Source organism: Tamlana crocina (assembly GCA_040429635.1).
Lineage (GTDB): Bacteria > Bacteroidota > Bacteroidia > Flavobacteriales > Flavobacteriaceae > Flavisericum > Flavisericum crocinum.
The window spans coordinates 2,583,509-2,601,535 of record CP158972.1 but is presented as its reverse complement, the minus strand read 5'-3'; the positions used below and the strand labels follow the sequence as shown (position 1 = coordinate 2,601,535).

The 18,027-nt window shown below is 36.7% G+C and carries 15 protein-coding genes; all 15 read left to right on the top strand.

Going from position 1 to position 18,027, the window contains the following annotated elements; translation table 11 throughout:
• The first annotated feature begins 154 nt into the window (after positions 1 to 154).
• The 15 genes from ABI125_11550 (at position 155) to ABI125_11480 (ending at position 17,963) form a co-directional block, all read left to right on the top strand.
• A complete protein-coding gene (locus tag ABI125_11550; protein ID XCF05359.1) occupies positions 155 to 3,676 on the top strand; it encodes a molybdopterin-dependent oxidoreductase in 3,522 nt (1,173 codons plus the stop codon).
• A complete protein-coding gene (locus tag ABI125_11545; GenBank protein ID XCF05358.1) occupies positions 3,676 to 5,106 on the top strand; it encodes a rubredoxin in 1,431 nt (476 codons plus the stop codon). The genes ABI125_11550 and ABI125_11545 overlap by 1 nt, the downstream gene beginning before the upstream one ends.
• 342 nt (positions 5,107 to 5,448) lie before the next feature.
• Positions 5,449 to 5,859, top strand: coding sequence for a response regulator (locus ABI125_11540; protein ID XCF05357.1), 411 nt, complete (start codon positions 5,449 to 5,451; stop codon positions 5,857 to 5,859).
• 10 nt (positions 5,860 to 5,869) lie between these two features.
• Positions 5,870 to 6,412: a heme NO-binding domain-containing protein gene (locus ABI125_11535; GenBank protein ID XCF05356.1), complete on the top strand. Its 543-nt coding sequence runs from the start codon at positions 5,870 to 5,872 to the stop codon at positions 6,410 to 6,412.
• The gene (locus ABI125_11530) at positions 6,409 to 8,385 is read left to right on the top strand and encodes a PAS domain S-box protein (protein XCF05355.1); all 1,977 of its coding nucleotides are present in this window, start codon (positions 6,409 to 6,411) and stop codon (positions 8,383 to 8,385) included. The genes ABI125_11535 and ABI125_11530 overlap by 4 nt, the downstream gene beginning before the upstream one ends.
• A gap of 10 nt (positions 8,386 to 8,395) precedes the next feature.
• Positions 8,396 to 9,529 (top strand): FIST N-terminal domain-containing protein, encoded by a 1,134-nt coding sequence (locus ABI125_11525; GenBank protein XCF05354.1) that lies wholly within the window; start codon positions 8,396 to 8,398, stop codon positions 9,527 to 9,529.
• Complete coding sequence (locus ABI125_11520; protein ID XCF05353.1) at positions 9,530 to 10,615, top strand: ATP-binding protein; 1,086 nt, start codon at positions 9,530 to 9,532, stop codon at positions 10,613 to 10,615.
• Entirely contained in the window at positions 10,588 to 10,908 is a 321-nt protein-coding gene (locus tag ABI125_11515) for an Hpt domain-containing protein (protein ID XCF05352.1), read from the top strand. The genes ABI125_11520 and ABI125_11515 overlap by 28 nt, the downstream gene beginning before the upstream one ends.
• Before the next feature lie 9 nt (positions 10,909 to 10,917).
• Complete coding sequence (locus ABI125_11510; protein XCF05351.1) at positions 10,918 to 11,628, top strand: LytTR family DNA-binding domain-containing protein; 711 nt, start codon at positions 10,918 to 10,920, stop codon at positions 11,626 to 11,628.
• A gap of 109 nt (positions 11,629 to 11,737) precedes the next feature.
• Complete coding sequence (locus ABI125_11505; GenBank protein XCF05350.1) at positions 11,738 to 14,332, top strand: T9SS type A sorting domain-containing protein; 2,595 nt, start codon at positions 11,738 to 11,740, stop codon at positions 14,330 to 14,332.
• A 188-nt stretch (positions 14,333 to 14,520) separates the two neighbouring features.
• Positions 14,521 to 15,102: a Crp/Fnr family transcriptional regulator gene (locus tag ABI125_11500; GenBank protein XCF05349.1), complete on the top strand. Its 582-nt coding sequence runs from the start codon at positions 14,521 to 14,523 to the stop codon at positions 15,100 to 15,102.
• 55 nt (positions 15,103 to 15,157) lie between these two features.
• Positions 15,158 to 15,481: a hypothetical protein gene (locus tag ABI125_11495; protein XCF05348.1), complete on the top strand. Its 324-nt coding sequence runs from the start codon at positions 15,158 to 15,160 to the stop codon at positions 15,479 to 15,481.
• A gap of 406 nt (positions 15,482 to 15,887) precedes the next feature.
• The gene (locus ABI125_11490; GenBank protein XCF05347.1) at positions 15,888 to 16,286 is read left to right on the top strand and encodes a hypothetical protein; all 399 of its coding nucleotides are present in this window, start codon (positions 15,888 to 15,890) and stop codon (positions 16,284 to 16,286) included.
• Positions 16,287 to 16,293: 7 nt separating this feature from the next.
• Positions 16,294 to 16,875: an NAD(P)H-dependent oxidoreductase gene (locus tag ABI125_11485; protein XCF05346.1), complete on the top strand. Its 582-nt coding sequence runs from the start codon at positions 16,294 to 16,296 to the stop codon at positions 16,873 to 16,875.
• A 167-nt stretch (positions 16,876 to 17,042) separates the two neighbouring features.
• Complete coding sequence (locus tag ABI125_11480) at positions 17,043 to 17,963, top strand: DUF5677 domain-containing protein (GenBank protein XCF05345.1); 921 nt, start codon at positions 17,043 to 17,045, stop codon at positions 17,961 to 17,963.
• Positions 17,964 to 18,027: the final 64 nt, after the last annotated feature.

Genomic DNA, 18,027 nt, shown 5'->3' with positions numbered 1-18,027 from the left:
TAATTATTAATCCCATATTTTTTAGTTGTTGGTTAATTATTAAGAATGAAAATTAAGTATTTATACTTAATTTTACGAAACAAGAAGCAGAAGGTTAATACAATTTGTATTTGGAGTTGGGAACAATGTCTTATTTATTTAAAAGTTTATTTAAATGGTAAAAAGCGAAGTAAAAACAACGTGCTCGTATTGTGGAGTAGGATGTGGAATTATTGTTAAAAAAGACAATAACGATAAAATTTATGTTGAAGGCGATAAAGACCATCCGGTAAATAAAGGCATGCTCTGCTCAAAGGGTATGAACTTGCACTATGTAGCGAACGATGTTTCCGATAGGATTTTATACCCAGAAATGCGTTGGAGCCGTTCACACCCCCGTGAGCGTGTAAGCTGGGATGATGCCTTGGATAGGGCTGCTAGTGTTTTTAAATCCATTATAAAAAAGCATGGTCCAGACAGCGTTGGTTTTTATGTGTCGGGCCAAAGTTTAACTGAAGAATACTATATAGCCAACAAGCTTACCAAAGGTTTCTTGGGAACCAATAATATAGACACTAACTCGAGGCTGTGCATGAGTTCGGCCGTTGTGGGGTATAAAAAAACATTCGGTGAAGATAGTGTGCCGATTTCCTATGAAGATATCGATTTGGCCGATTGCTTTTTAATTACTGGGGCAAACCCAGCATGGTGCCATCCTATTTTATTCCGAAGACTTGAAAAAAGAAAAGAGGAAAACCCCGATGTAAAAATCATTGTGGTCGATCCCCGAAAAACAGACTCCGCCAGCTTTGCCGATTTGCATTTGCAATTGTTACCAGGAACTGATGTGGTGCTTTACAATGCCATTGGAAGGTGCCTTTACAAACGCGGGTTGATTGACGAAGATTTTATCAACAACCACACTGAAGGATTTGATGCTTACAAAGATTTAATTTTTAAAACCTCATTAAAGGAAGCTTCCAAACTTTGTGGTGTTCCCGAAAAGGATATCCAAAAAGCGGCCGATATTATTGGGCTTTCAAAAGGATTTATCAGTATGTGGGCCATGGGGCTTAACCAAAGTGTTGTTGGGGTCGATAAAAATGTGTCGTTACTCAATTTATCGCTTATCACCGGAAAAGTGGGGAAACCCGGTTCGGGACCATTTTCGTTAACAGGACAGCCCAATGCCATGGGAGGACGTGAAGTGGGCGGTATGGCCAATTTGCTCGCCGTTCATAAAGACTTAATGAATGAAGAACACCGTAGAGAAGTAGCACAATTTTGGGGCGTGGATAAAATAAACCCGAAACCCGGGTTAACAGCCACCGAAATGTTCGATGCGCTTGAAAGCGGAAAAATGAAAGCCGTTTGGATTGCTTGTACCAACCCGTTGGTGAGTATGCCTAACACACACCGTATTGAAAAAGCCATGAAGAACGCCAAGTTTGTTGTGGTTCAAGATATTTCACATAAATCGGATACCGTGGCACACGCCGATTTGGTATTGCCAGCTGCGGCTTGGTTGGAAAAGGAAGGTACGATGACGAATTCCGAACGCCGTATTTCATACTTGCCAAAAGAAATCAATGCGCCCGGTGAGGCCAGACCCGATGTTGAAATATTCTGTGATTTTGCACAGCGTATGGGCTTCAGAGGCTTCAACTTTAATAATGCCGAAGAGATTTACGATGAGTACGCCTCAATGACCAAAGGCACGAATATCGACGTATCATTCTTAAATTACGAAAGATTAAAAACCGAAGGCACGTTCCAATGGCCGGTACCAGAATATAGACATACTGGAACAGCGCGTCTTTTCGAAGATAAAAGATTCTATACGCCATCAAAAAAGGCACAATTCAATTTGCCAACGCATACGGTAAATACATCGGTACAACCGAATGAAGATTATCCGTTGATATTAACTACAGGGCGTATCCGCGACCAATGGCACACCATGACCAAAACGGGAAAGGTGTCGCGATTAAAAACGCATTACCCAACGCCAGTGTTGGAAATCAACCCCGTTGATGCTTATCTCAATAAGTTAAAAGATGGCGACATTACCGAAATAAAAAGTGAAAACGGATTGGTGCGTGTGCGTGCCAAAGTAACCGACGATATTAAACGTGGCGTGGTGTTTTTGCCCATGCACTGGGGGAAACAGCTTCAAAGCGATTTGAACCGTACCAACAACCTCACTAATACTCATGTTGACCCGGTTTCGAAAGAGCCCGATTTTAAGTTCACCCGAGTTTCGGTGACTAGGTACGAAAAGACTTTTGAAAAAATTATAATTGTTGGAGCTGGAGCGGCAGCCTTTAGATTTGTACAAAACTACAGGGAATTCAATGAGAATGACGAAATCCATGTATTTTCAAAAGAACCCAACCTGTTTTACAACCGGGTATTGCTTCCGGAATATGTTACAGAAGAGTTAAGTTGGGAGCAGCTTTTAAAAATTAAGGAAAGGGAGCTTGGAAAATTGAATATCCATTTGCATCCTGAAACTTATATCACCGACATCAATAAAGAAGAAAAAAACGTTACCGACAGCAATAACGAAACGCATACTTTCGATAAATTAATATTGGCAACGGGAAGCCGCGCCTTTATCCCGAAAGATGTGCAAATTGATTTACCAGGACGTTTTACCATGCGAAACAAAAAGGATGCCGATGAGTTTAAGGCCTACTTGGATGGCACCGGTTTGCCGCCTGAAGAGCAGCACGTCGTTATCGTTGGTGGTGGATTATTAGGTTTGGAGTTGGCCGCGGCCATGAAACATAAAAATGTAAAAATTACCATAATTCAGCGGGCATCGCGATTAATGGAACGCCAATTGGATAAAGTTTCTAGTAAGCTTTTGGCTTTGGATGTGCAGGAACGCGGCATTCAAATTTACTTCGATAACGAAGTAAGCACTGTGTTTGATGATGAGGATACGGGCGAATTGAATATCACCTTAAAAAGTGGAAAGTTTTTAACCGCCAACGCTATTGTTTACGCTATTGGAACCATTCCAAATGTTGAAATAGCGCGAGAAAATGGTATTGCATGTAGTAGGGGAGTTAAGGTAAATCAGCATTTACAATCCTCGCACCCCGATATTTTTGCCATTGGCGAAATTGCCGAATTCAACAACCAACTTTTCGGAATTACATCGGCGGCTGAAGAACAGGCGAATATTTTAGCCAACTTCATAGCGGGCGATATCAGCTGTGCGTACAACGGTTCGGTGTTGATGAATATATTGAAATTCAATGATTTGAATCTGTGCAGTATTGGCGATATTAGTGTGCCGGAAAACGATGATAGTTATGAGGAAATCATTTTCACAGACATTAAAAAGCGTTACTACAAAAAGTGTATTGTAAAAGATGATTTATTGATTGGCGCGGTTTTAATGGGTGACAAAAATGAGTTTGCTGAATTTAAAACCATGATTGAAAGTAAAATTGAAATGGCCGAAAAACGAAATACTTTACTTCGTGGATCGTCCAATAATGAGCCAGTTATTGGTAAATTAGTATGCTCGTGCAGTCAAGTTGGTGCAGGTAATATAGAGGAAGCCATTGCCAAAGGTTGTAACGATTTTACAGAATTGTGCAATAAAACCGGAGCTGGTTTGGGCTGCGGAAGTTGTAAAACAGAAGTTAGGGAAATACTTAATAATTCAAAAGTATTAGCATAATGGAAGAACCATACAGATTACGGATAAACGGAGGTGTACTGTCTCCAGGTGAACTGAAATATATTTGTGAAGCCGCAGAGGGCTTGGGATTGGATGCTATTTCTTTTGGTTCGCGACAGGATATCATTTTCCCCGAAGCTATCGATGAAAGCAAGTTCAGCGAATTCGATAAAATTACCTTTGTAAAACCTAAGCGGGATGGCGTGGAAAATATTTCGTCGTCTTATGTGTCGGCCGAAATTCTCCCAAGCACATCTTGGTTAACCAGTGATCGATATCTGTACGTTATTGAGCAATTTAAGCATAAGCCCAAATTACGAATTAACGTTACCGACCCTAAACAGCGTTTGGTGCCTTTGTTTACTGGGAATGTGAATTTTATAGCTTCAGAGCACGAAGACTATTGGTATCTATACGTAAGGCTTCCCGAGTGGAAAAAAACGGTGATGTACCCAGCATTGATTTATAGTTGGGACATGGATAAAATTGAACATGCTATTGAGAATGTTCTGCAGGAAGAACCCGAAAATGTTGAAACCCTTTTTGAGTTGGTAAGCGATGCGGTGGATACCAATAACCGCACGGTCGATAAACCTTTGGATGTGCCGTTTTATCCCTTTCCGTATTACGAGGGCATGAACCGTATTGGTCCAGATAGGTATTGGTTAGGATTGTATTGGCGAAACAACCGTTACGATTTAAAGTTTTTAAAGGCCATGTGCGATTTGTGTTCCGATAATAAAATTGGAAAAATATCCATTACGCCTTGGAAATCATTTATCGTAAAAGGTATCCCTTTGAGTTCCAAACTTCAATGGGAAAAGTTTTTGGGCAAATTCGGAATCAACGTGCGCCATTCTATGTTGGAGATGAACTGGCATATTCCGGTAAACGATAAAGAGGCGCTCAACCTTAAAAAATATCTGGTTACCAATTTCGACCAAAACGATATTAGTACTTACGGACTAACTTTCGGCATTACCAGTTACGATAGCGATACTTATAATTTCACGTCCATCGTTATTGAAAAAAATAAAAAACCCGAGGCTATTGGAGATTTTAAAATCCGAGATACTTTCAATTTGTTGTATGCCAAAGATTTCGACCCCAATACCCAAGAATATATTCTGCATGTGCAGGATGTTGATAAAGTGGAACTTCCCGGTTTATTGATGGAATTAAGCCAATTGTATTTTGAACAATTAGGAAACGAAAAAACCGAGGAAGAACAATCAAAACCATTAAAGGAAACCGTTGAGGATGAGGTTTATCAATGCTCGGAATGCCTTACGGTTTACAATGAAGTTTACGGAGACCTTACCCAAAATATTGAACCCAATACCCCGTTTGAAAATTTACCGCCCAACTACGAATGCTCGTTGTGCGAAGCACCAAAAAGTAGTTTTGAGCGTAAAGTTTTGGTGAAATAATTGATTGAAAATTGTCAGCTTTTTTTCAATTATAAATGGAGCCTTTATACAGGCGTTTTTAAGTGGCCAGTTTTGTTAAAAAACTGGCTTTTTTTATGTCAAAAATCCGTCTAAATATTGCACTGTTTTTCTGTTTAAATGGTCATTTTAGCGATTGTGGCAACTATAGATAGAGCCTTGTGGACAGGTCGTTTCAAGCATTCTTTATTTAAACTCAAAACTATTCGTCTATACTTTTTTGCCATTTATCTACACATAGGGAAGAATAGACTAATTATACGGTTGTAGATTGATATTTCGGTTAATTTTACTGAATCACATTTAAGCTTAAATTTTTTAAAAATGAAAACCCTGAAAATATTACTTATTGAAGACGACGTGATTGAAGTCATGAAATTCAATAGAGTTGTATCGTCAAATAACCTTCCACATACCATAATAGAGGCCAATAATGGAGAGGAAGCTTTAGAACTTTTAAAGGACAAAGACAATATACCCGATATCATTCTTTTGGATTTAAACATGCCAAAAATTAATGGTATTGAATTTTTAAGTATTCTTAAAAAAGATGAATTTTTAAAGTATGTGCCAACCATAATTCTCACCACATCAAGTAACCAAAGGGATTTAGTGGCTTGTTACGAAATTGGTATTGCTGGCTACGTACTTAAACCTCTAAAATATGAGGAATATGTTTCAAAAATTGAAAAATTATTGGCATATTGGAGTATCAACGAATTAAAAAAGTTATAGAAAAGGAAAAATGAAAGGCATAGTTTTTACAGAGTTTCTCGATTTGGTTGAAAGCAAATTTGGCCTGGAAATGGTAGATAAGATTATCAATAAATCAAACTTAGAATCACAAGGCGCCTATACGGCAGTAGGAACATACGAATTCTCAGAAATGCTACAGCTGTTGCAGCATTTAAGTGAGAGCACTGGAGTTTCTATCGATGATTTATTGATGGTTTATGCCGAACATTTTTTCAAAGTTTTAGTGGATAGTTATCCCGGAATTATTTCAGCCTACAAAGACCCGATTGAAATGTTATCATCTATTGAAAACCACATTCATGTAGAAGTAAAGAAAATATACCCCGACGCCGAACTGCCAACATTCCAAATCATTGAAAAATCGGGCGAATTATTGGTTATGGTGTATAAATCCAGTAGGGCCATGTATTACTTTGGGCTAGGGTTGATGAACAAAACTTTCGAACATTTTAATTCATCGGCTGAAATTCAGTTGGAAAAAATTAAAGAAGACGGCACCGAAGTAAAGTTCATAATCCAAAAATGTCCATGAGCCAAAAAGAAATAGACATATTAAATCGAGCATTACAAAGGGAAAAGTTAGCGAGGAAGAAGGCCGAAAAAATTTTAGAGGATAAAGCTGCGCAACTGTACGAGGCTAATCAAGAACTTACCAAAGCCAACAGAGATTTGGAAATTCTTTTGTTAAAAACAGATTCGCAACTTCAAGGGGTTTTTGAGAACATAGTGGATGCCTACGTTATTATGGATTTGTTTGGCAACATCCTTAAAATGAACGATGCAGCCGTTTCTTTATTGGGCTTCAATAGTGTTAAGGACGATTTTAATTTGATGAATTTAGTGCATCCTAAAGAGGCCGAGCGTGTGGTGGAAGCTTTCAAAACACTTTATGACCATGGAAGCATTACCGATTTTCATCTTAAAGTGATAACCAGAAAGGGGCAACATTTGTTGGTTCATATCAATGCCAGTATTATTTATGATGAAGGCGTTCCTGTGGCGGCACAAGGTATTGTTAGGGATATTACTGAAAAGAAAGCATACGAAAATCAGTTGATAGAATCTGAAAACAGATTATCCACCCTAATTTTGAACTTAGAGAGTGGCGTACTACTGGAAGATGAAAATCGAAAAATAGTACTTACTAACAAAAAGTTTTGTGAATATATGCAATTGGGGGCTGCCCCAGAAGATTTAAAAGGGCAAGACCGAGCCGTAATAGCAGAGCAGAGCAAACCGGTGTTTAAAAACCCAGACCAATTTGTACAGCGCATCAACCAAATACTTGAAAATAAAGAGCAGGTGCTTGGAGACGAGATAATTATGGCCAACGGCACCATTTTAGAGCGCGATTTTGTTCCTATTGTCTATAACAATAAGCACAAAGGGTTTCTTTGGAAATACCGTGATGTTACCGTAAGGCGCCGTTACAGAAAAACGCTTGAGGCGCAAAGGCAAAAATACCATAATATTATTTCCAATATGAATCTAGGGTTGGTGGAAGTCGATTCAGACGATAGGATATTAATGGTAAATCAAAGTTTTGTGGAAATGACGGGGTATTCCGAAAAGGAACTGGTAGGTTCTAAAGGGAAGGACTATTTACCTGTTGAAGAAGACCAACAGCTCGTTAATGAAACTGTTGCAGCACGAAAAAGAGGCAGGACCAACAGTTATGAGTTACGTATAAAAAACAAACAGGGCGATATTAAGTATTGGTTGGTAAGCGGTACGCCAAACTATAATTTAGATGGAGAATTGGTGGGATCTATTGGTGTTAATTTTGATATTACCGAAATAAAGAACCTGCAACTCCAAAAGGAAAGTTTGCTGAAAAAATTGGAAAAAAGTAACGACGAACTCCACGAGTACGCGCATGTGGTATCGCACGATCTTAAATCGCCATTGCGCAGTATAAATGCCTTGGTAAGTTGGCTAAAGGAAGACAACAAAGAGGTTTTGGACCAAACCAGTATACAAAACATAGGACATATTGAAGACACCTTGGAAAAAATGGAACAGCTCATTAACGATGTGTTGGAATATTCCAGTGTAGGGGCAGACGATGCCAAGGCCGAACGAGTAGATACAAATATTCTGGTTAATGATTTAATAGCGATTTTGTATGTGCCAGAACACGTACAGATAAAAATAAACAATCAGTTGCCCGTTGTAAAAGGCAGCAAAGTAAAGCTTCAACAGGTATTTCAAAACTTGTTGAGCAATGCCGTTAAGTTTATGGATAAACCCCAGGGGCTTATTGAAATTAGTTGTTTAGACCTAAAAACCCATTATCAGTTTGCGGTTAAGGATAACGGGATGGGTATTGAAAAACAATTCCACGATAAAATATTCAAAATATTCCACGCTTTAAACAAAAGTAAAGATTCAACAGGAGTAGGATTAAGCATCGTTAAAAAAATTGTAGAGCTTCACGATGGTGATATTTGGTTGGATAGTGAACCTGGCCAAGGCACCACTTTCTATTTTTCGTTAAAAAAATAAAATAAAAAAGATGAAAACGGTTCAATTACATAAAGCAAAAGATGGCAATTGGGAGTATTTGTCAGCTAAACAACAGCTTAAAAACCCTTTGGTATTGGTGTTTGGTAACAGACATCTTTTGGAGGATAACAATATATACAATGAAATGGAAACACTATTTCCTGAAGGGCATATTGTTTTTGGTTCAACTTCTGGCGACATCTGTTCCCAAGCTGTAGCCGATCAAGGCATCACAATTACGGCCGTTGAGTTTGAGAAAAGCACATTTGTAATAAAGACCTGTAATATTGTCGATTCTCAATTGGATAGTTTTAAAACGGGACACGATTTAATAAACCAGTTTCCGGATGAAGACTTAAAGTATGTGTTGGTGGTTTCCGAAGGAAGTTTTGTAAATGGCAGTCAATTAACGAAGGGCATGAGCGCCGCGACAAACCACGACGTTTTAATAACGGGCGGGCTGTGCGGTGACGATGACCGTTTTGAAAAAACCTTGGCTTCTTATAATGAAAATCCGAAACAGGGCGAAATCGTGGCCATTGGTTTTTATGGCGAAACCTTAGAAGTTTCTTCGTCCATTCACGGCGGATGGACCCCTTTTGGGCCAGAACGAACCGTTACCAAATCGGAAGCCAATGTACTGTATGAATTGGATAATCAGCCCGCTTTAGATTTGTATAAAAAGTACTTGGGGGAAAAATCCAAAGAATTGCCGGGAGCCGCATTGTTGTACCCTATGAATGTTAAATTGGTAGACGAGCACCAGTCTATTGTAAGAAGTATTTTAACCATTGATGAAAAGGAAAACACGATGATTATGGCGGGCGATATTCATGAAAATTCTAAAGTGCAGTTGATGATGACCAATGTTGATAATATTGCCAACGCTTCTGAACGCGCCGCTAAACAAGCCTTGGAATCAAGAAAGAATGAACCACAATTAGCATTTTTGGTAAGCTGCATTGGTCGGAAATTAGTGCTCGATCAGCGTGTGGAAGAAGAAATAGAGGAAGTGACAGCCGTTGTTGGTGCAAACACCACCATTTCGGGGTTTTATTCCTACGGTGAAATTGCTCCGTTTCATGGCGAAAACAACTGCCAGTTGCACAACCAAACTATGACGGTAACGCTCATTAGTGAATAAATGAACTCTTTACTCAAGCGACAAATAAGAAAGTATTTAAGCGAAGAACAAGCTTCAGATAAAAATATGGAGCAGTTCTTAAACGCTATAGGCCGTTCGTATAATAATTATGACGAACAGTTTAATATGTTGCAGCGATCCATGCAGATTAGTTCGGAAGAGTTGTTCACTGCGAACAAAAAATTAGAAAAAGAAGCCCAGGCACAACAGGAGGTTATCGATAAGTTGAAGAATGTTATTGAAACGCTTAAATTTTACGAATTACCAGAAAATATAGCATCAAAGAATAGTGCGGATTTAGACGGCTTAAAGCTGGTCAATTTTATAGATAATCAAACCAAGGAGATTATAAAAATTAATCAGCAGCGTGAAAACTTGATGAGTGAGTTGGAGCACCAAAACGAAGAGCTTAGTGATTATGCCCACGTGGTGTCGCACGATTTAAAATCGCCTTTACGCAGTATCGATACCCTTTCAACATGGTTAAACCAAGATTATAAAGATTCGTTGGATGTAAATGGGGTAAACAATATTCAGCAAATTAGAAGTCATGTTGAGAAAATGGACAAGCTAATTAGCGGCATATTGGAATACACAGCCATTAGTAAAAATAAAATTGAATTTTATGATGTTGATACCGATAAATTAGTGGATGAAGTCATTAAAATGATTGAAGTGCCCGCACACATATCAATTATAAAAAGAAATAAATTACCTGTTGTAAAGGGTGATAAATACAGGTTGCAGCAACTGTTTCAAAACTTAATAACCAACGCAATTAATTATAACGATAAACCCGAAGGGCTAATAGAAATAGGATTAAAAGCCGAAGGTAAATTTTGGCAGTTTTATGTAAAGGATAATGGCAAGGGAATTAAAGAAACGTATTTCGATAAAATATTCAAGATTTTCCAAAAGTTGGAAAATGATTCCAAGTCCACTGGGGTTGGCCTGTCGATAGTAAAAAAGATTATTGAAGCATTTGGCGGAAAAATTTGGCTGGAATCTACCTTAGGAGTTGGAACAACTTTTTATTTTACATTAAAAAAAAAATCAACATGGAAAAACCTAATCTTACCTATATAGAAAGTATGTCTGGAGGCGATAAGGCCTTCGAAGAAAAGCTTTTGAGTATTATAAAAACAGAATTCCCACAAGAAAAAGAAACGTATTACAACAATTTAGCTGATAAAAATTTTAAAGAAACAGCAGAAAATGTACACAAACTTAAACATAAAATTAGTATTTTAGGGCTCGAAAAGAGTTATAAAGTTGCAGTAGCTTTTGAAAACAATCTTTTGCAGGGCAATACAGACCTAAGCGAAGAGTTCGAATCTATTTTAACCAACATAACCAATTATTTAGACCAACAACCCTAGCTATATTTTATGAATTGTATCATTATTGACGATGAAGCCACAGCGAGAGCAATCATAAGTCAATTGTGTTCTAATGTACCAGGTATCCATGTTCTGGAGGAGTTTCCAAATGCCATTCAGGCCATAAAATACTTAAACCAAAATGAGATTGACCTCATTTTTTTGGATATCCACATGCCCGATTTTACAGGATTCGATTTTATCGATACACTAAAAAATCCACCAAAAATAATATTGACAACCTCTGATGCCAATTTCGCTATTCAGGCATTCGAGTACGAGTGTATAGTCGATTATTTGGTAAAACCCATTACTTTGGAGCGGTTTCAAAAAGCCATAAAGAAAGCTGAAACATTTACAGTAGCCTTATCCGAAAAAGCAACTTCTGAAAAAACTGAAGGTTCTTCCAACAACGATTTATACGTCAATATTGATAGACGTTTAATCAAAATAGATATACCAAGTATTTATTTGGTGGAGGCCAAAGGCGATTATATTCATGTAAAAACAGAAGATAAAAACTACACGGTGCATTCTACCTTAAAGAAAATTGAAGAAAAATTACCAGACGATTTATTCTTGAAAGTACATCGGTCGTTTATTATAAACACGACTAAAATAGTTGATATTGAAGATAATAGCGTGCTTATAAAAAAGGATGTTATACCGGTAAGTCGCTCCAACCGCCCAGAGCTAATGAAGCGTTTAAACTTACTTTAAGCGTTTAACTCGGCAATTTTACCATTCGTCTACACTTATTTCCCGCCGAGCGAAAATCCCCCTGAAAAAGATATGTGGAGATTAACTTCGTGGAATAAATTATTATCCCATGAAAAAAAATCTACCCCTACTGTACCTACTTGTTTTATTTAGCAGCTTGTCTCAAGCACAAGATTTGCCTTTTAATTGTGATTATAACGCTTATCTTTTTCAGTACAACGACGTTTATGCCATCGATTTGGCTTCAGGAAATTCGTATAGCGTAGCAACTGATGTTACCGAGGGCAATATTAATGCAGCTGCCTACAATCCGGCTGATGGTTTTATTTGGGGTTCTTTGAGTACGCCTGCCAGAACTATTGTGAGGATAGGAAAGAATTTTCAAACCACAACCTATTATGTCGATGAACTATCGGACAACAATCGATATGTTGGCGATATTAGCGATGAGGGTGTTTACTATCTAAAAGGTGGAGGAACCACTTATTATAAAATTGATTTGAACCCAGAATCTGAAAGCTATTCAAAATTCATTTCAGAAGAAAATTTATCATCAAGCATCAATGTACACGATTGGGCTTTTAATGCTGTTGATGGACATTTATACACCGTTGAGAAAAAAACAAATATACTTTATAGGATTAATCCAGAAACCAGTCAGGTTACTGTGCTTGGTGTGGTGCCCATTCTTTCGGGACTCAATTATACTTATGGTGCCGTTTATTTTGATGCTGATGGTCGTTTTTACGTTTCGGCAAATCAAACAGGAACCATTTACGTTATTCAAAATGTACAGGATTTAACAGGTATTAATGCCATGGAATCTAATCTGTTTGCCTTTGGGCCGTCCAGTTCGCAAAACGATGGTGCCCGTTGCCCAACAGCACCAGTACCTCAGGAAGATTGTATTAACGGTATCGATGATGATGGTGACGGATTAGTGGATTGCGACGACCCATCTTGTTCGGGCTATGCATCTTGCCCAATCTTGGAGTTATCTACAACTTCGAGCGCGAACCAAGGCGGATTGGAAAGTAATAACCGTTTATCGCAACAAATCAGTAAACGAAACTTTAAAAGAGCCAAAAATAACTATAGGTTCGACCAAAAAGCAGCGAAAAAATTAAAAAAGTCTGTAAACTACGGGAGGGTATCAGCAAAGCAACAGGCGCTGCAGTTATCTAATTTTATGCCATTATCTGTTATTAACGAAGACTACGTGGTAGAATCAACTCCAGCAGATTTGATTGATATAACCAATGCTACGGAAGTATATTCGGCCGATTATTACCGAAACGATAACGCTGTAGCATCCATATTGTTACTTAAAACTGAAAACGGAGCCTACGAACACACCAAATCGATTTGCGATAGGTTGTTGGGCGCAGAGTTGCTTTCGGTATCGACTATCGAAATTAGGGAGCACTCCTTTATAAAAGCATTAATAAAGAATACAAACGGTTCCATCGAATTTGTTTTGAGCCTATCTGCAAAACCAACTGAAAACAATACCGCATTCGGGATTGAAAGCCACTGGAATATCGACAAGTACGAAACCGGTGTAGGCTGCTACAATTTTCAAATTTGGTCCAATTCGCTGGACGACCTGTTGACTTTAGGAGAAGAAGTGGTGCGTTTATTGGAAGTGCAAAAACCCATTTCGGGCTACAATACGTCAACACCTCCAACCGTATTTGTTAAAAAAGGCGGCTACCATAACGGTAAGTTGGAGTTGCAAATTGTAAATACGAACAGAACGGAGTCGGTACAATTTGATGGCGGATTACGAGCCACAGAAACCAGTGAAGTAGAGAACGTATCAACCACCATTCAACTTAACGGTAATTATATTTCGAATGTTGAAGTGGAGGCCGGAAACCTGTTCGATATAGGCTTTAGAATTGGCGATGGCATTGCCACTCCCGACGATTTATTTATGTCTGACGGGCCTTGGGGCTACGACGATGCCGCAGTAAGCACGGTAGTTACGGAGTATTTAGTAGAGGAAAATCTTGAAGCGTTTTTAGAAAATGAATACCCAATTGAGCGCAACATCAATTTATTAGCCACAACAAGCGAATACGTGGCTGCTTACAGAGCATTGACACCAAAATTCAACCCCATTGATTTTTCTGATTACCACAGCTTAAAATTTAAAGCCAAAGGTACGGGAACATTAATTATACGGTTGGTGAAAGAAAGTGTTGGCGATTGGGAAGCACAGTACAAAGCATCGATTGATTTAACCGAAAACCTAACGGATTATGATATTGCTTTAGCGGATTTCAAAAACAGTGGAGGCGAGAGTATTACTCCTAACGATGTTACATCGCTAGTGTTTACAATGATTGCCGATAGCGGTGTTATGGAAACAAAAGAATTAAATTTAAAGCAAATGCGTTTTGCAGAAAGCAGTTCCCTGTCGGTTGAGGAAGCGAACCTAGTATTCCTAAATGATGCCAAAGCCACGCCCAACCCCATGCACAGCAAAACCACGGTTGAGTTTACAGTACACAACAATCAGGATATTTCACTAATGGTTTACAACCCCTTGGGCATCTTGGTAAAGCAACAAAATATAAAAGCTGTGGCCGGTAAAAATAACATTACTATAAACCGTGACAACTTAAGTACGGGCATGTATTTGTGTCACCTAAAAGGCGCAAATAACCAATCCAGCACAATAAAATTACTCATTAAATAACTGGGTAGAACTGAGAATAATTAATAGCAAGTTTTTATTTTTCAGAGAAGAGAGGCAAAAGAGTTATTCTTTTGCCTTCTTTATTTTTATTTGTAGTATATTTCGTGAAGTAGAAATAATGGGCTATTTTGTGCTCCAAACATTAACGAAAAAACTCACTACTAAACAAAAAACCTCAATTAATTGAAATGAATATTGAAAAAATACTAAATCAAATTGGAGAGATTTACTCGCCATTATCCAATGAATGTTTACAAGAATTCATTTCTAACTCCGAACTAATTACTTACAGAAAAGGAGATACTGTTGTTAAAGAAGGGCAATATTCTAAAAAAGCATATTTAATTATTAAAGGTTGTGCAAGGGCTTATTATCTGAAAGATGGTAAAGACATTTCTGATTGGTTTGCCTTTGAAAATCAATTTATGGCCTCCATTGTCAGTTTTTTTAGCAACGAACCAAGTCCACACTACGTTGAGTTTATTGAGAATTCAATAGTTTTAGAGTTCTCAAAAGATACTGTTGATGAACTGTCTAACAAGTATCACGTTTTTGAACGGTTTATTAGTAAGGTAGTTACAGAAACTATGTTAGGACTTTGTGAAAGGTTACATACTATTCAATTTACTAAAGCAGAAGAAAGATATCAGAACTTAATAAGTATTTACCAAGATATTACACAACGTATCCCATTAACCCACATTGCTTCATATTTAGGCATTACGCTTGAAACATTAAGTCGAATTCGTAACCCTAAAGTTCGAATTTGATTTATATCAAATGATATGACTTCCATTAAAATGACCTTTGTAAAAAGATTTAAAAATGGAAGATTTAAACAGTCAACGAAAATCAGTTTTTGGCACTTGGTGGGAACCTATTAGAAAATGGTTTTATCCAGCATGGTTAAGCTATGAAACCTCAATTCGTTTCTATGAATATTCGTTAGGTGTAAGCAACTATTTTATAAAACAGCAAGATACTATTGGAGTACTTTTTGCTCAAATTTTGGCAATTGCTTGTGGACTAGCAACATTCTTAATCTGCTCATTCTATTTAACTATTCCGACCTGTATTATTCTTTATAAGTTTTTTAAAGAAGATAAACTTACAAACCCATTTCTACATAAAATCAAAAAATATTTCTAATTCAAAATGAAAAAAACATACATAAAATAGCAGGTATCATAAATCTATTAGGTGCTATTCTTCATACCATAGGTGGACAAATAGAATTGGTTAATCCTCTTTTAGATAGCAATATTAGTATTCAACAAAAGAGTGAATTAACCGCAGCGTGGCACATTGTAACTATTCTTTTATTTTTGACTTCTTACATCATCTTGAAAGTCGGATTTTCAAAAGACAATAATCAAGAAAAAGCACAACTTAAATCTATAGCTGTTCTTTATATTTTATCAGGAATTCCATTTATAATTACCAGTTATATATATAATGCTAATGCATTTCAATGGATATTGTTAATGCCTATTGGATTTCTACTCTTAATAGGTCTACGTAAATCATCTACTAAAAAACAAAATCTTTAGTTTTTATGAACCAATATATATGGGTCGCAGGTCTTCTATGCTTTATATTAGGATTAGTACATTCAATACTTGGTGAAGTTTTAATTTTTAGAAATTTAAGAAAGTCAAAAGAAATAATTCCCACAATTGCAAAGTCCAAATTAAAGGAAAGATATCTAAGAATTATTTGGGCTACTTGGCACTTAACATCATTATTTGGATGGTGTATAGGAGCTATACTTCTTAAAGTGGCAAATAAATATAATATACAAACTAATGAGTTATTACAATTCATCTTAACATCTACAACAATAACAATGTTCTGCTCTTCCCTTCTTGTTTTTATAGCAACAAAAGGAAAACATCTTGGATGGGCGATTTTATTAATTATTGGAATTTTCACTCTATTAGAAACCTTAAAATAATACGCAAATGAGTAAACGTATAGCACTAATAATTGGTCATCCAGATAAAGAAAGTTACAATTTCGCTTTAGCGAAAGCTTACAAAAAAGGAGCTGAATCATCAGGTTTTGAAATTCGAGAAATCATTATTCAAGATTTAAATTTTAATCCAAATCTTCAATTTGGCTATAGAAAAAGGACTGACCTTGAACCAGACTTATTAAAAAGTCAAGAAATATTAAAATGGGCAAATCATTTAGTTTGGGTTTATCCTGTTTGGTGGGGCTCAGTACCAGCAATTATGAAAGGCTTTTTAGATAGGGTTTTACTACCAGGTTTTGCATTTAGTAAAAGAAAAGATTCTTTATGGTGGGATAAACATTTCACAGATAAATCGGCAAGATTAATTTGCACATTAGACCAACCAAGTTGGTACTATAAATGGTTTTATTCAAGCCCTAGTCATAAGGCAATGAAAAAATTAACTCTTAATTTCATTGGAGTAAAAAAAGTAAGAACTACAACCATTGGTCCTATTAGACTATCTAAAGAAAATTTTAGAGAAAAATGGTTAATAAAAGTTGAAAAGCTAGGTCAAATGGCTAAATAAAGGAAGTAACATAAAATAACGTTTGCCAACAACGTATATAAAAAATAGCGGTTTAGATGCAAATCTTAACCGCTTTTGCCTTTAAATAAGTATATTGGTATATGAAAAGATAATGCCCAAAAACCCGCTACTTTTTATATACGTTGTTGGCAACAAGCTGAAAAAAAATGTACAAATCGATAGAAGATATTCTTCCTAGGGAACAAAATGAGGTAAAAGCTGAATTAAATAAGCTTTCATCTTCTATTGATAATACAGTTGATTTCGGAACGCACTTATTAAAATGGCAAGCAGATAAAATGAAAAGAGGTGACGACCATTTGGTACCAATACTTTTCTTTAGAAATATATTAGAATTAGCAGACGCGATTTCAATTCTAATAAAAAACTCTTCCATAGACCCAGCAAAACCACTTCTTCGTTCATTACTAGAAAACTCATTTGGATTAGAATATCTACTTGAGGATGATAAAAAGAACAGAGCTTTATCATACAATGTTTGGATTGCACATAAAGATTTGAAGTTCTTTGAAAAATTAAATGCTAACAGCCAAGTTGGAAAGCAGTTTTTCAATGTGATTAAAAAAGACAAGCACGTTCAAGAAATTAAAAGCAATAAAGAGTTAATAGAATTTGGTAAAAGAAATTCAGAGGAACTTTTAAAACTATCTATTTATCAAAAAATTGAGGAGGAATATCAAAGAACTAACGCTATTCGGAAAAACCCCAAATGGTTTGCTCTATTTGACGGACCTTGTGATATTGAACAACTAGCAAAAAAATTAAACCATCATACACTTTACGAAGTAGTTTATAGAATGCTCTCTGACAATGTCCACGCAACTGATTTAATGAAGAGCAAACTTGTTCCAGGAAAGAATGGACAAACTGATATAATTCAAATTAGGTTTCCAAAAGATGCTCAAAATATCACTGTCTATACTCTAAACATATTGCTTATGACATATTTAACCTTTTATCAAAAAGAATTACCAGAAAGGAAAGACGATTTTACGAAATGGTATTCGAGTTTTCAACCAACTTTTAAGGAATTAAGGGAAAAAGAGTTATTTAATATAAAGTTATAAAAGCCAGTTGGCAACAAAGAACTGAGGAGAAAACCAGAATCCAAAACGCCCATTTTAGGGCGTT